Here is a 14,868-nt window from a genome sequence, read left to right as displayed (position 1 = left end):
GCCGAAAACGTCGTATCCAGCATTAATGCGCCTCTCCAGGGAAGCCAAAGGCCCCCAAATGCCTTAAGATTGTTTCCAGCACGCAGGAAACCCAGTAGCTAATACTTTGAACCAGCTCTTGGCGTTGCTATACTGGCCCCGTTTTCCTGATATGCGGCGGGGGTTCGCTGCGAGTCACTTATCCAGCTTCAAGCTCAACGAGGAGAAACATGAACAAACCCTCCAAATTCGCTCTGGCGCTCGCCTTCGCCGCCGTCACGGCCTCTGGTGTAGCTTCCGCGCAAACCGTGGACAACTGGCGCAACCCGTTCGGTGACGTTTGGAAAAACGGTACGAACGAACTGTGCTGGCGCGATGCTTTCTGGACCCCTGCCACCGGTATCCCCGGTTGCGACGGTGTCCCGGTTGCACAACAGAAGGCGAAGCCGGCCCCGATGGCGGCAAAGGTCGTGTTCAATGCTGACACGTTCTTCGACTTCGACAAGTCGACCCTGAAGCCCGAAGGCCGTCAATTGCTGGACCAAGTCGCCCAGCAAGCTCGCGGTATCGAGCTGGAAACCATCATTGCTGTTGGCCACACCGACTCGATCGGCACGGAAGCCTACAACCAGAAGCTGTCCGAGCGCCGCGCCGCTTCGGTCAAGACCTACCTGGTCAGCAAGGGCATCGACCCGAACCGTATCTACACGGAAGGCAAGGGTGAGCTGAACCCGATCGCTTCCAACAAGACGAAAGAGGGCCGTGCCCAAAACCGTCGCGTTGAAATCGAAATCGTGGGTAGCCGCAAGTAATTGCCGGACTAGCTACAATAAGGGGCCTCGCATAGCGAGGCCCTTTTTTTCGTCCGCTTCGCACCAATCTGGTGCCCTGGCGCGTGGCCTGCCCGGCAACGCGCGGCGGGCCCCTCTATATATATAGCGTCGCCTTTCGCTGGACCTTCCCATGACCACGCAAATTCACGACTCCGGCCGCCCTGCCGTCAATGCTGATCAGGCTGAACTCGACAAGTTCAGCGCCTTGGCCAGCCGTTGGTGGGATCCCGAAAGCGAGTTCAAGCCGCTGCACGCCATCAATCCGCTGCGGTTGGAATGGATTCAGGAATGCGCGGGCAGCCTTGCCGGCAAAAAGGTGTTGGACGTCGGCTGCGGCGGCGGAATCCTGTCTGAAGCGATGGCGCGCGGCGGTGCGGACGTGACTGGCATCGATCTGGCCGACAAATCGCTCAAGGTGGCCCGCCTGCATGGCCTGGAGTCGGGCGTGAAGGTGGAATACCGCAAAGTGCCCGTGGAAGAACTGGCGGCCGAGCAGCCCGGCCAGTATGACGTGGTCACCTGCATGGAAATGCTGGAGCATGTGCCCGACCCCGCTTCCATCGTGCGTGCCTGCTCCACGCTGGTGAAACCGGGCGGCTGGGTGTTCTTTTCAACCCTGAACCGCAACGCCAAGGCCTTCCTGTTCGCCATCATCGGCGCGGAATACGTGCTGCGGCTGCTGCCGCGCGGCACCCACAGCTATGACCAGTTCATCAAGCCCAGCGAACTGTCCGCCGCGGCGCGCGCCGCCAGCCTGGAGCCCGTAAGCATGCGCGGCATGGAATACAACCCAATTACCCAGATTTACTCACTGTCGTCTGACACCTCGGTCAACTACCTGATGGCTACCCGCAAATGAGCGCCCTGATCCTGTTCGATTTCGACGGCACCCTGGCCGACACCGCTCCCGACCTGGCCGCCGCCGCCAATCAGCAGCGTACCCGCCGTGGTCTGGAACCCATGCCTTTCGAAGCCCTGCGCCCCGTCGCGTCGCAAGGCGCGCGCGGCCTGCTTCGGGTGGCCCTGGACCTGGCGCCGGGCGATCCGGACTATGAGCCGACGCGCTTGCAGTTTCTGGAAGACTACGCAGCCAACTCCACCGTGCACAGCAAGCTGTTCCCCGGCATTGAGGAATTGCTGGCGGATATCCGCCGGCAGGGCATGTCGTGGGGCATCGTCACCAATAAAGTCACTTACCTGACGCTGCCCATCGTCGAATTCCTGGACCTGACCCGCGACAGCGCCGTGCTTGTCTGCGGCGACACCACGGCCCATGCCAAGCCGCATCCGCTGCCGCTGCAGCATGCCGCGCGGGAAGCCGGTTTTTCCACCGATCGTTGCGTTTACGTGGGCGACGACCTGCGCGACATTCAGGCTGCGCATGCCGCCGGCATGCCCGCCGTTGCGGCGGCGTATGGCTACGTGGGCGAAGACGACAACATCATCAGTTGGGAAGCGGAAACCTGCGCCAATACGCCTGAGGAACTTTGGGCGGCCATCCAGCCGTTGCTGCCCATCGACCTGCGCTAAAGGCGCCAGGCTTGGCGGACCGCAACGGTCCGCCGGCCCTCTTGCCATTCGTCGTACTGATTTCGTCGTGCTGATTCGTCCCGCCAGTCCCGCGTGCCAATGCCTGGCGCGAATTAGTGGCGCCTGGTAGCTGCCTCCATTAGTTGCACTCGACGAACAATCTTTCCGGAATTGCACGCTTTATCCGGATTTCCAAGTCCCTTAAAGTGTGACCCATGCAAGGCGGTCGGGTACTTCCCGATTGCCGATCCGGCAGACGCCGGTGTTGCGGAGCCTGCCTCCGCAACCACTCCCCCCCACGCCGACGGTTGAACACCTTCGTGCACCGTGCGCGGCCAATGCTTGCGCGCACCGACGACCTTTTCGCTGACAACGCCCCCCTCGCGCGACGCCATTCGGCATCGCGCCCATGGAATGCCTATGCTTTTGCCCATCCTGCTACTTTCTGCCGCCGGTTTTACGATTTTGACCACCGAATTCCTAATCGTCGGATTGTTGCCCGCCTTGGCCCGCGACCTGCAGGTCACCGTGTCCCAGGCCGGCCTGCTCGTTTCGCTGTTCGCCTTTACGGTGGCCGCTACCGGCCCCTTGCTGACCGCATTGATGGCCAATGTCGAACGCAAGCGGCTATTCATCGGGGTGCTGGTGTTGTTCGGCGTTTCAAACGCGGTTGCCGCCCTGGCGCCGAACATCTGGGTCATGGCCGTGGCGCGCTTTGTGCCCGCATTGGTCTTGCCCGTGTTTTGGTCACTGGCCAGCGCAACCGCCGTTGAGCTGGTGGGGCCAGCACGCGCTGGCCGGGCGATTTCCATGGTCGCTTTCGGTATTGTGGCGGCTACCGTGTTTGGCATCCCGATCGGGGTGTTGATCTCGGACGCATTCGGCTGGCGAGCGGCGTTCTGGGTACTATCGGCCGTGGCGTTCGCTAAAGCCCTGCTGTTGCTACTGGCCTTTCCCAGCACACGAATCCGCGCTGACAGTGTCAAATTGGTCACGCAACTGCGCATCCTGCGCAATCCGATCGTGCTGGGCCATGTGGTGCTGTCGCTGCTGGTGTTTACCGGCATGTTCACGGCCTACACCTATCTGGCGGACATGCTGGAGCGGCTGGCGGGCTTTGATGGGCAGATTGTCGGCTGGACGATGATGGCCTTTGGGGCGGTCGGCTTGATCGGTAACACGCTGGGCGGCCGCATGGTGGACCGCAGCCCCCTGGGCGCCACCGCCCTGTTTTCCTCGCTGATGGCAGCGGGACTGGTATTTGTGGCGCCGGTGATGCAATCGCATGGTCTGCTGGCCGTGGCGCTGGGCCTGTGGGGCATTGCGCAGGCGGCGCTTTTCATCGTTTGCCATGTGCGCTTGATGAAAGCGGCCCCCGAGGCGCCCGCCTTCGCGGCGTCGCTGAATATATCGGGTGCCAACATCGGGATCGGGCTGGGAGCCGTGGTGGGTGGCCATGTGATTGACCAGTACGGGCTGGCTTCGCTGGGTTGGGCGGCAGCCTTGATCGTGGCGATTTCAGTCGCGCTGGCGCTTGCGCTGATGCTCGCGTCGCGCACGCTGCCGTCGGCCAAACCTGCTTGCGCGAACGCCGCCTGACGCCCATTTGTGTCCGCCGCACCACGCCCAGGCGACGGGCGGCGGACAGTGCAGCAGGCTATGGCAATTACCAGTACAATAGAAAGTTCTTGGGGCCGATCCGGATTCGACGTGGGTCGCGAAACAACTCAGGGCATGCCGAGCACCAGTTCGCTCGTTAAACCACTGGAAACACTACAAACGCCAACGACGAGCGTTTCGCTCTCGCCGCTTAAGCGGTGAGCCGCTGCACTGATCTGTCCTTGGGTCAGGCGGAGGAAGGCAACTTCCTAGGGGGGTAACCCTCGAACCGCAGCAGCGACATTCACAAGGAATCGGTCTGCGCTGGGGTCACACGGCTCAGATTTAAATTACGTGAATCGCTTTGGTCCGGCCTGTCGGTTGGCTAAGTCCAAAGTTAAAACTAAATAAATCGACTACGCATGTAGAACTGATTGCAGAGGGCTTGCGGACGGGGGTTCAATTCCCCCCGGCTCCACCAAATTCCGCTTTATTGCACAGTGCTTAGCAAATGGCCAACTCTTCGGAGTTGGCCATTTTTTTGCCGATTCGCAACAGATGCCATGCCGGAAGAAACAAACAGAACCCGGCTTGGCCAACACGGCGGATGAAAGCAGGCCATGCGCGAGGGGAAAGCCCCTTGCCGCCCTTAGCCGCGGTTGCCGAACATGCCGGACAGCGACGCCAGCAGATCGGTCGGGTTGAACTGCTGGCCGGGCTGCACTTCGCCTTCCGGCGTGGCCTTGTCCACCAATTGCGGCAGCAGCGAAGACAGCGACGCCAGCACCGAATCGGTGTCCTGCCCGGTCTTGGCGGACAGCTCGTTGACGACGCCAGGATCCAGCACGGAACCCAACTGGTCGGCGCTGACGGGCAAATTCTGGCCCGGGCCTACCCACGACGCCACCACTTCGCTCAAGCCGCCCTTCTGAAAGCTGGCGATCAGGCCGCTGAGGCCGCCCGGGTATTTGTTCAATTGCTCGATCAGCGCCGGCAGCAACGACGCCGAACCTCCTTGCTGACCGCCGCCGGCCATCGAGGCCAAGGTATCCAACAAGCTCATCGCAACTCTCCTGAAAAGTCGGGAAATCAGTATAGGGCCGAGGCTGGCGCCGCACGTGTCAGGGGGGTTACCTGGCCCGGGATCTTTGCAAAACTTGTAAATTCGTAGAGTGGATACGGTCAACGCGGTGCGGGCGAGGCCGAGGCCCGCAGCGCCTGTAGCGCCTTCTGCCCCGCCCTTCCATCCGCCGGCAGACCCAGCTCGCGCTGGGCGGCCTGCAAGGCCTGGCGCGTGCGGGTGCCGACCATACCATCGGGTTCACCCAGCTCATAGCCTTTGGCGATCAAGAGGCCTTGTAATTCGCGCCGTTCCGCCCTGGACAAGCCAGGGTCGTCGGTGGGCCAGGGCTGTACCAGCGGCCCACCGCCGCGTAGCCGATCGGACAAATGGGCAATGGCCAGCGCGTAGCTTTCCGCGGCATTGTAGGAATACAGCGCATCGAAATTGCGCGTGACCAGGAATGCGGGCCCATTTCTACCCGCTGGCAGCAGCAGGCCGGCTGGCGTCTCGCCCCCGGGCAAGGCTAGGCCGTCCACGCGCGTCACGCCCTGTTTGACCCATGCCGACATCGGACGTTTGTTCTTGCGCCCCGCCCCCGCCGTGCTGAGCCCGGCAGGAAGGCGCACTTCATAGCCCCAGGTCAGTTGCGGATTCCAGCCCGCGCGCTTCAGGAAGTTGGCGGTGGAGGCCAGCGCGTCCGGCACGCTATCGACCAGGTCGCGGCGGCCATCGCCATCGAAATCAACCGCCAGCCGCAGATACGTGGACGGCATGAATTGGGTCTGGCCGAACGCCCCCGCCCAGGACCCCACCAGCCGTTGCGGCGCAATGTTCTCGTCCTGGATGATCTTCAAGGTGGCGAAGAACTCGCCCCGAAAATACGCTTGCCGGCGGCCAAAGCACGACAGCGTGGACAAGGACGTCAGCAGCGGCCGGCCGCCCAGCGTGCGGCCGAAATTGCTTTCCACACCCCACACCGCCGCAATGGTGGCCGGGTCGACGTTATAGCGCGAGGCCGCGCGCGCCAGCTCCGCTTGCCAGCGCGCCATGCCCGCCTGGCCGTCCGCCACCCGCTCGTCGTCCACCAGGCCCGCCATGTAGTCCCAGATGGGCGTCTTGAACTCGGGCTGTGCATCCAGCAGGTCTATAACCGTCATATCGGGCGACAGCCCGGCCGTGTGCGTCTCGAAGGTGGACGCGGACACGCCCGCTTTCTGCGCCGGGCCGCGCAATTGCGATAAGCAGGCGACGTAGGCGTCGGCGGCACGTGCCGCCGACATCGGCAACGCCAGCACGACGCTGCAAAGCGCCAGGGCCAGGAACGGCTTGCTTCTCGTAGCGGGGAACTTCATGCCTGAATACTTCATGCGGGGATGCTTCATGTTCAACGTTCCTTGGGTGCTGAAAGCGCGGCATCGCCTTCCAGTCGTCGGGTCCAATCTTCCACCTGACCCGCCTGCGCGCGCTTCTCGAACAGCGCGCGCCAGTTCGGCGACAGCTCGGGCATCTTCGCCAGGGCGTGCAGCACGTCCGTATCCAGCACACGCCGGTTCAGGATGTCTTGCACGCGGGACAACGGCCATTGCGGCTGGGGCCGTTCGCGCAGGGCAAGCGTATCGCCCACGCACAGCCAACCTTCTTGCAGCACCCGGTAGTACCAGCCGGTCATGCCGCTTGATTGCACGCGCGCCGCCATGCCGCGCTGGCCGAAGCGGTGGTCCAGCTTCCAGCACGGTTGGCGTGCCTGCGACACCTGAATCAGTGCCGTGCCGACGCAAAAGACGTCGCCCACGCAGACATCCGCTTCGGTCAGCCCGGTGGTGGAGATGTTTTCGCCGAACGCGCCCGGGGCATCCAGCACCGCCCGTTCACCCAGCTCGGCGCGCCACGCCGGATAGTGGTCACGGGCGTAATGGTGCAGCGCTTTTTCCGGGCCGCCATGAAAGCGGCGGTCGGCCTGTTCGTCGCCGCGCAGGCCTTCGGCACCTAGCCACAGGCGCTCGGCCACGGGATGCTTGTCGATACCGCTATCGCGGCCGGAATCGCCCAGCGGGCGCACGATGCCCGTCAGCAGCGCGTCAATGGTGATGGGTGTCATCGGGTGTTCAGTTCCGGTTGATCCGCTTGCAACGCGGCCAATTCGGCGTCGTCGAACCCGGCGGCACGGCGTGCTTCCAAGTTGAACGGGCCGCGCAGCCGGGGCGCGCCATAGCGTTGCGCCAGTTCGGCATAACAAGCCACGGGCTCCTTGCCCGCTTGCGCGCACAGCAGCTTGAACCAATGGTTGCCGATGGCGACATGCCCGATTTCGTCGCGCAGAATGATGTCGACGATGGCCGCGCTTTCCGCGTCGCCCGCCCCTGCCAATTTATTGCGGATCATGGGCGAGGCATCCAGCCCGCGCGCCTCCAGCGTGCGAGGCACCAGCGCCAGGCGCGCCAGCAGATCGTCGCTGGTGCGCTCGGCCATGTCCCACAAACCGTTGTGCGCCGGGAAGTCGCCGTAGGCATGGCCCAAGGCCGCCAGCCGCTGACGCAACAGATCGAAGTGATAAGCCTCTTCGCGTGCAACACGCAGCCAGTCGCGATAGAAGGTCTCGGGCATGCCAGCAAAACGCCACAGGATGTCCAGCGCCAGATTGACCGCGTTGAACTCAATGTGGGCCAGCGCGTGCAGCAACGCCGCGCGGCCCTCGACCGTGGCCATGGAACGATGCTTGACCTGGGCGGGCGCCACCAGTTCCGGGCGTTGCGGCCGACCGGGCAAGCCGGCGGGCGCCGCGAATTCCCGCTGGCAGTCCAGCAGAGCGCTATCCGCGATACCTCGCACGGCCGCCATTTTTTCTGGCCATTCTGGCGCGGCCAGTGCCGCCAGCGCCTGCCCGCGCAAGCAGTCGTCGACGCGCCCGCGCGGCGCCGCGGGCATTGTGTTGCTGTACATGGTGTGTTCAATCCCAGGTGGCGCTTGCCACCGCAAACCCTGAAAAAGCCCACGGTTTCAAACCCGTGCGCTGTCGATGACTTTATCATTCACGGATGGATTCCCTGCGCCTGACCATTGAAACCGACCTGTCCCGCATCGACGCCCATGCCTGGGATGCCCTGGCCGGGGATCAACCCTTTCTGCGGCATGCATTCCTGTGCGCACTGCATGAAACGAAATGCGCCGCGCCGGCCTCGGGATGGGCGCCGCATTACCTGGCCCTGTGGCGCGACGATGCGCTGGCGGCGGCCGTGCCGCTTTACCTGAAGTCCCATTCGCGCGGCGAGTACGTGTTCGACTACGCCTGGGCCGATGCCTTCCAGCGCCACGGCATGCGCTACTACCCCAAGCTGCTGTCGGCCATTCCGTTTACGCCGGTCACGGGGTCGCGCCTGCTGGCGTCCAACGACGAAGATCGCGCCACGCTCGTGCGCGGCCTGGTGGCCTTCGCCGAGGAAATCAAGGTGTCGTCGCTGCACGTGCTGTTTCCGTCAGACGCCGACATGCGCGTGTTGCGCGACGCGGGTTTCATGGTGCGGGAAAGCGTGCAGTTTCATTGGACCAACCCCGGCTACGCGGATTTCGATGCGTTCCTGGCGATGATGAACCACGACAAGCGCAAGAAGATCCGCCAAGACCGCAAGAAGGTGGCCGCCGCCGGCTTGTCGTTCCGCTGGCTACGCGGCGCCGAGATCGGCCCCGCTGAGCTTGGCTTTTTTTACGACTGCTATTGCCGCACGTACTTCAACCATGGCAACCCGCCTTACCTGAACCGCAATTTCTTCGAGCGCGCACATCGCGAACAACCCGACGCCTTCATGCTGGTGCTGGCCGAACGTGATGGCGAACCCGTGGCGGTGGCCCTGAACCTGGCGGGCGGCGACGCGCTGTACGGTCGCTACTGGGGCGCGACGGAATACGTGCCGGGACTGCATTTCGAGACCTGCTATATGCAGTCCATCGCGTACTGCATCGCGCATGGCATCAAGCGCTTTGAAGGCGGCGCGCAAGGCGAACACAAGATGGCGCGCGGCTTGCTGCCCACGCCGACGTGGTCGGCGCATTGGGTGGCGCACCCGGGCTTTGCCGACGCCATCCAGAACTTCCTGGATGAAGAGACCTCGGCCGTCACCGACTACCTGGGCGAGCTGGAATCGCACACGCCATTCAAGAGCGCCAAGAACGGCGCGTAGCGCCGTTCACACCTACAAGAAGCGGTCCAGCAGCTTGCGGCTGTGCTTATCCAGGGCCAGGATGTCGCGCACCAGATAGAAAATGCCGTGGCTGTCGGCAATCAACAGCGTCTGCGGACTCAGGCGGCGGATGTCTTCCTCACCGCGCAACGTGAAGGACGTGGGGCCGCGATCGGTCTCGACCTTCCAGGTGCTGGGTGTGGCATAGGTGGACACGCTGCTCAGCTTGCGTATTTCGGGCATGAATTCGCGCCCGGCAAGTTCTTCCTCGATCAGGGCGCGCTGCGGCGCCGGAACGTCGGACAGGTGTTCGATCCACACCAGTTCATGGCCGTCGCTGGTCACCAGCGACAGGCCACGCCCGGCTTCACTGATCGGGAACGCGCGCACGGGAATGACCCCTTCATGCGTCTCGCCGTCGGCGGAGGTGTATTCCAGACGCCCGAAGGCGTTGCGGCGTAGCTGAAAAGTCGGCAACGAGGAGGCCAATGTCATGAAGAGAATCCCGGTTCCGCGTCAGGCCACGGCGGCCATGTCTTCGCTGCCCGACGCCTGTGCGTCGGCTTCAGCCTGACGCGCCTGCGCCTGATAGAGGCGATAGTAGGCGCCCTCGCGGGCCATCAAATCTTCGTGCGGACCCTGCTCCACAATCTGGCCACGGTCCAGTACGACCAGTCGATCCGCCTTGCGCAGCGTGCTCAAGCGGTGCGCGATGGCGATGGTGGTGCGGCCTCGCACCAGGTTGTCGAGCGCTTTCTGGATTTCCTTTTCGGTGGTGGTGTCCACCGACGATGTAGCTTCGTCCAGGATCAAAATGCGCGGATCGATCAGCAGCGCGCGCGCAATCGAGATGCGCTGGCGTTCGCCGCCCGACAGGGCCTGACCGCGCTCGCCCACCAGCGAATCGTAGCCATGCGGCAGGCGCAGGATGAATTCGTGCGCGTGGGCCGCGCGCGCCGCGGCCACGATTTCGTCGCGGGTGGCGTCGGGCTTGCCGTAAGCGATGTTCTCGGCGATGGTGCCGAAGAACAGGAAAGGCTCTTGCAGCACCAACCCGATGTTGCGCCGGTAATCGGCCACGCGCACCGAACGGATGTCGATGCCGTCGACAAGCACCGCGCCTTCGGACACATCGTAGAAGCGGCAGATCAGGTTGATCAGCGTGCTCTTGCCCGAACCGCTGTGCCCCACCAGGCCGATCATTTCACCCGGCGCGATGGTCAGGTCCAGTCCCCGGATCACCTGGCGGTTGCCGTAGCGAAAGCCCACGTCGCGCAGTTCGATGCGGCCATTGATGTGCGGCAGCGTGGCGGGCTTTTGCGGCTCGGGCACGCTGGACACATGGTCCAGCACATCGAAGATGCGCTTGGCGCCGGCGGCCGCTTTTTGCGTGACCGAGACGATGCGGCTCATCGAATCCAGGCGCATGTAAAAGCGCCCGATATACGCCAGGAACGCCGCCAGCACCCCCACCGTGATCTGGTTCTGCGACACCTGCCAGATACCGAATATCCACACCACCAGCAAACCCACTTCGGTCAGCAGCGTGACCGTGGGCGAAAACAAGGACCACGTTGTGTTCACGCGGTCGTTGACTTCCAGGTTGCGGTTATTGGCTTCACGAAACCGCGCAACCTCGCGCTTTTCCTGCGCGAATGCCTTGACCACCCGAATGCCCGGAATCGTGTCGGCCAGCACGTTGGTGATCTCGGACCAGATGCGGTCAACCTTTTCAAAACCATGGCGCAAACGGTCGCGCACCGCGTGGATCATCCAGATGATGAACGGCAGTGGCACCAGCGTGACCAGCGCCAGCCAGGGGTTGATCGTCACCAGGATCACCGCCGTCATGACGATCATCAGGATGTCGGTGGCAAAGTCCAGCAGGTGCAGCGACAGGAACACGCAAATGCGATCGGTCTCGCTGCCAATGCGGGAAATCAGGTCGCCCGTGCGCTTGCCGCCAAAATATTCCAGCGACAACTGCTGCAAGTGCTCATAGGTGGTGGTGCGCAGGTCGGCGCCGATGCGTTCGCTGACCCAGGCCAGGATGTAGGTCCGGGCCCAGCCCAACCCCCATGCCAGCAAGGCGGACGCCAGCAAACCGCTTAAATACAAGCGGACCTTGTCGTAGTCGATCGGCGCGCCGTTCTGGAACGGAATCAGCACCTCGTCCATCAACGGCATGGTCAGGTACGGCGGTACCAGGGTGGCGGCCGTGCCCAGCAAGGTCAGCAAGAACCCCGCCAGCAAGGGGCCGCGATACGGCCGGGCGAATCGCCACAGGCGCAACAGCGCCCAGGTGGACGACGGCGCGGCCAGTTCCTGGTTGCAGGTGGGGCATTCTTCTTCGCCTGCGGGAATGAGGTTATTGCAGACGGTGCAGTTGCGCTCTTGCGGCGCTTCTTCGGCTTGGCCGGACAGCCGGATCGCCTGTTGCGATTCGAACTGGGCCAACAGGCGCAGCGCGGCCGGATTGCGGGCCAGGGTAAAGCGCCAGACCGCCAGACGCGCGGCATCGTCGTGCAATTCCAGCACGGCGGCGCCGGCATGATCGGTAAGACTTAAGGTAAGTTGCGGCCCATAGGCCCAGGATTCCCAGCCGTTGTCAGCGGAATTACGCGACAGCAGGCGGCGGTCGGTGGCGGCGACCAGCCCGGGCTGGAACTTCAGTCGCTGGTCCAGGTCAATTTCAACCCAGGCCAATAAGGTTTCGTCATCCGCGAGTTCAGCGCGGATTTCGTCCCGCCAACGGGCAGGAAATGCATCGGCAAGGCCGGAAAGCAGGTGTGGTTTTTTCATTGGAACGCATACCGGGCCAGGACTCTGCCCTACTAGGCGGCAACCGGTTTACCACCCACGGCGGCAAACGTGTCCCTTCCTTACAACACAACGAATCGACGCCTTGAAGGCGTCGTATAGTAGCAGCCGATTTTTCTAATTAGGAATATCTGGGATCCCCCACTCGTTGGCATTATTCTTACAGCGCAATCCCGTAATTTCGCCAGTAATTTCGCGGACTTACCTTGGGGCGTCCGCGCGTGCCAACCTGCTTCTCTCGTAAATTAAAACATGAAAAAGAAAGACATTGAATTTCTCGATGTCGTGGCTTTGCGCGGCCCGAACATTTGGACCTATCGCCCGGTCCTGGAAGCATGGGTGGATATTGGTGAGCTGGAAGACTACCCCTCCAACACCATTCCCGGGTTTTACGAGCGCTTGTCCGAATGGCTGCCGACGCTGATCGAACACCGATGCAGCCCCGGCGTGCGCGGCGGCTTTTTGGCCCGTCTGAAAGAAGGCACCTGGCCCGGCCACATTCTTGAGCATGTCACCCTGGAATTGCAGAACCTGGCCGGCTTGCGCGGCGGCTTCGGCAAGGCCCGGGAAACGTCGATGCGCGGCGTCTACAAGGTTGTGGTGCGCGCCTGGCAGGAACAGGTCACGCGCACCGCGTTGAACGAAGCGCGCGACCTGGTCATGGCCGCCATTGAAGACCGCCCGTTCGACGTGCCCGCCACCGTTGCCAAACTGCGCAGCCTGGTGGACAAGCACTGCCTGGGGCCCAGCACCGCCTGCATCGTGGATGCCGCCGATGACCGCGATATTCCGTATATCCGTTTGTTTGAAGGCAACCTGGTTCAGTTTGGCTACGGCTCGGCGCAGCGCCGCATCTGGACGGCCGAGACCGACCGCACCAGCGCCATCGCCGAAGGCATTTCGCGCGACAAGGATCTGACCAAGGAATTGTTGTCGACCTGCGGCGTGCCGGTGCCGGAAGGCCGCCTGGTCGATAGCGAAGACGACGCCTGGGACGCCGCCGAAGACATCGGCCTGCCGGTGGTGGTCAAGCCCTACGATGGTAATCATGGCCGGGGCGTGTTCACCAATTTGACGACCCGCGAAGACGTGGTGGCCGCTTACCGCGTGGCGGTGGACGAAGGCAGCGGCGTCATCGTCGAACGCTTCGTGCTGGGCAACGAGCACCGCCTGCTGGTGGTGGGCAACCGCATGGTGGCGGCCGCCGCCGGAGAACCTGCCTGGGTGACGGGCGACGGCACATCCACCATCGCCGAACTGATCGACAGCCAGATCAACATCGACCCGCGCCGTGGCCGCACCGAAAACCATCCGCTGAATTTCGTGCGCCTGGATTCCGCCGCCCGGCTGGAGATTGCGCGCCAGGGCATGTCGGAAGACAGCGTGCCGGCCGACGGGCAGCGCGTGCTGGTACAACGCAGCGGCAACGTCGCCTTCGACGTGACCGATCGCGTGCATCCCAGCATTGCCGCCACTGTGGCCTTGGCCGCGCGCGTGGTGGGCCTGGACATCGCTGGCGTAGACCTGGTGGCCGAAGACATCACCCGGCCGCTGGCCGAGCAGCGCGGCGCCATTGTGGAAGTCAACGCCGGCCCCGGCTTGCTGATGCACTTGAAACCGGCCGACGGCACGCCGCGCCCGGTGGGCCGCGCCATCGTCGACCACCTGTTCCCGGAAGGCGACGCGGGCCGCATCCCCATCGTGGGCGTCACGGGCACCAACGGCAAGACCGTGGTGGCGCGCCTGGTCGCGCGCTTGCTGCACCTGTCGGGCAAGCGCACCGGCCTGGCCTGCAGCGAAGGCCTGTATCTGGACCGCCGCCTGGCGCACAAGGGCGACCACGCCGACTTTGCGTCGGGCACCCGTTTGCTGATGAACCGCAACGTGGACGCCGCCGTCATCGAGAACGACAGCGGCGTCATCCTGGGCCAAGGCCTGGCCTATGACCGCTGCCAGGTGGGCGTGGTCACCAACATCGACGACGCCGACCATCTGGGCGACTTCGACATCAACGAAACGGAGCGCATGTTCAATGTGTTCCGCACGCAAGTCGATGTGGTGTTGCCGACCGGTGCGGCCGTGCTCAACGCACGCGACCCGCGCGTGGTCGAGATGGCCGAGCTGTGCGACGGATCAGTGATTTTCTTTGGCATCGACCCCGCCCTGCCCGCCATTGCCGCCCACCTGCAACAGGACGGCCGCGCGGTGTTTGTGCGCGACGGCGCCATCGTCCTGGCGCAAGGCACGCGCGAAGAGCGCCTGGCGGATGTTGCCGCCATTCCGCTGACCCACGGCGGGCGCGTGGCTTTCCAGGTGGAAAACGTGCTGGCCGCGGTGGGCGCCGCCTGGGCCCTGGACATTCCCGTGGAACTGATCCGCGCCGGCATCGAAACCTTTGACATCGACCAGGCCGACGCGCCCTGGCAGTTCACGCTGTTTGAACGCAATGGCGCCGCGGTCGTGGTGGACGATGTGCACAACGCGTCGGCCCTGCGCCCGCTGATCGCCGCGATTGATCAATTCCCCGCGTCGAGCCGCGCCGCCGTCTATTCCGCCGGCGCCGACCGCCGCGACGCGGACCTGATCGAACAGGGCCGCCTGTTGGGCGATGCCTTTGACCGTGTCGTGCTGTATGACGACAACACGGTGCAAAGCAAGCGTCCATTGGGGCAGGCGCGCGCACTGCTGCGCCAGGGCTTGTCGCAAGGCAGCCGCGTGAAAGACATCCAGGACGAACCTGACCATGGCAAGGCCATCGAGAGCGTGCTGAACGGCATCGCGGCGGGCGACTTCGTCCTGCTGCAATCCGACGAAGCCTTCTCCGGACCCACCATCGATCTGGTGCGCCGCTGGATTCAACAATACTGAC

The 14,868-nt window shown here is 63.6% G+C and carries 12 protein-coding genes and 1 other RNA gene; 7 read left to right on the top strand and 6 right to left on the bottom strand.

Annotation, left to right across the window (positions count from 1 at the left end):
* Window positions 1-209: 209 nt before the first annotated feature.
* The 5 genes from ompA (at window position 210) to ssrA (ending at window position 4,422) form a co-directional block, all read left to right on the top strand.
* Window positions 210-791 (top strand): outer membrane protein OmpA, encoded by a 582-nt coding sequence (gene ompA / locus ELS24_RS07845; protein WP_050447851.1) that lies wholly within the window; start codon window positions 210-212, stop codon window positions 789-791.
* A 151-nt stretch (window positions 792-942) separates the two neighbouring features.
* A complete protein-coding gene (gene ubiG, locus ELS24_RS07840; protein WP_050447849.1) occupies window positions 943-1,671 on the top strand; it encodes a bifunctional 2-polyprenyl-6-hydroxyphenol methylase/3-demethylubiquinol 3-O-methyltransferase UbiG in 729 nt (242 codons plus the stop codon).
* A complete protein-coding gene (locus tag ELS24_RS07835; RefSeq protein ID WP_050447848.1) occupies window positions 1,668-2,342 on the top strand; it encodes an HAD-IA family hydrolase in 675 nt (224 codons plus the stop codon). The genes ubiG and ELS24_RS07835 overlap by 4 nt, the downstream gene beginning before the upstream one ends.
* A gap of 420 nt (window positions 2,343-2,762) precedes the next feature.
* Window positions 2,763-3,941 carry an MFS transporter gene (locus ELS24_RS07830; RefSeq protein ID WP_127183797.1) on the top strand — a complete coding sequence of 393 codons (1,179 nt, stop codon included), beginning with the start codon at window positions 2,763-2,765 and terminating at the stop codon, window positions 3,939-3,941.
* A gap of 91 nt (window positions 3,942-4,032) precedes the next feature.
* Window positions 4,033-4,422, top strand: a transfer-messenger RNA (tmRNA) gene (gene ssrA, locus ELS24_RS07825).
* A gap of 168 nt (window positions 4,423-4,590) precedes the next feature.
* Here ssrA and ELS24_RS07820 read toward each other — a convergent pair.
* The 4 genes from ELS24_RS07820 to ELS24_RS07805 form a co-directional block, all read right to left on the bottom strand.
* Window positions 4,591-5,004, bottom strand: a complete 414-nt coding sequence (locus ELS24_RS07820; RefSeq protein ID WP_050447845.1) for a YidB family protein — start codon at window positions 5,002-5,004, stop codon at window positions 4,591-4,593.
* A 119-nt stretch (window positions 5,005-5,123) separates the two neighbouring features.
* Entirely contained in the window at window positions 5,124-6,356 is a 1,233-nt protein-coding gene (locus ELS24_RS07815) for a lytic murein transglycosylase (protein ID WP_127186275.1), read from the bottom strand.
* 32 nt (window positions 6,357-6,388) lie between these two features.
* The gene (locus ELS24_RS07810) at window positions 6,389-7,102 is read right to left on the bottom strand and encodes an MOSC domain-containing protein (protein ID WP_127183796.1); all 714 of its coding nucleotides are present in this window, start codon (window positions 7,100-7,102) and stop codon (window positions 6,389-6,391) included.
* Window positions 7,099-7,944, bottom strand: coding sequence for a ferritin-like domain-containing protein (locus ELS24_RS07805; RefSeq protein ID WP_050447842.1), 846 nt, complete (start codon window positions 7,942-7,944; stop codon window positions 7,099-7,101). The genes ELS24_RS07810 and ELS24_RS07805 overlap by 4 nt, the downstream gene beginning before the upstream one ends.
* 95 nt (window positions 7,945-8,039) lie before the next feature.
* Here ELS24_RS07805 and ELS24_RS07800 point away from each other — a divergent pair, with 95 nt between their 5' ends.
* On the top strand, window positions 8,040-9,179 hold the full coding sequence (locus tag ELS24_RS07800; protein WP_127183795.1) for a GNAT family N-acetyltransferase: 1,140 nt from the start codon (window positions 8,040-8,042) through the stop codon (window positions 9,177-9,179).
* Window positions 9,180-9,191: 12 nt separating this feature from the next.
* On the opposite strand, the gene ELS24_RS07795 is transcribed toward ELS24_RS07800, so the two are convergent.
* Window positions 9,192-9,674, bottom strand: a complete 483-nt coding sequence (locus ELS24_RS07795) for a DUF1854 domain-containing protein (protein ID WP_050447840.1) — start codon at window positions 9,672-9,674, stop codon at window positions 9,192-9,194.
* 21 nt (window positions 9,675-9,695) lie between these two features.
* Window positions 9,696-11,981, bottom strand: coding sequence for an ABC transporter ATP-binding protein (locus ELS24_RS07790; RefSeq protein WP_127183794.1), 2,286 nt, complete (start codon window positions 11,979-11,981; stop codon window positions 9,696-9,698).
* Between the two features lie 270 nt (window positions 11,982-12,251).
* Between ELS24_RS07790 and cphA the strand changes: the two genes are divergently transcribed.
* Window positions 12,252-14,867 carry a cyanophycin synthetase gene (gene cphA / locus ELS24_RS07785; protein ID WP_127183793.1) on the top strand — a complete coding sequence of 872 codons (2,616 nt, stop codon included), beginning with the start codon at window positions 12,252-12,254 and terminating at the stop codon, window positions 14,865-14,867.
* Window position 14,868: the final 1 nt, after the last annotated feature.

The sequence above is a fragment of the Achromobacter spanius genome (assembly GCF_003994415.1).
In the GTDB taxonomy this organism is placed as follows: domain Bacteria; phylum Pseudomonadota; class Gammaproteobacteria; order Burkholderiales; family Burkholderiaceae_B; genus Achromobacter; species Achromobacter spanius_C.
Note: the sequence above shows the minus strand (reverse complement) of the source record. Positions and strands in the feature narration are given on the sequence as shown.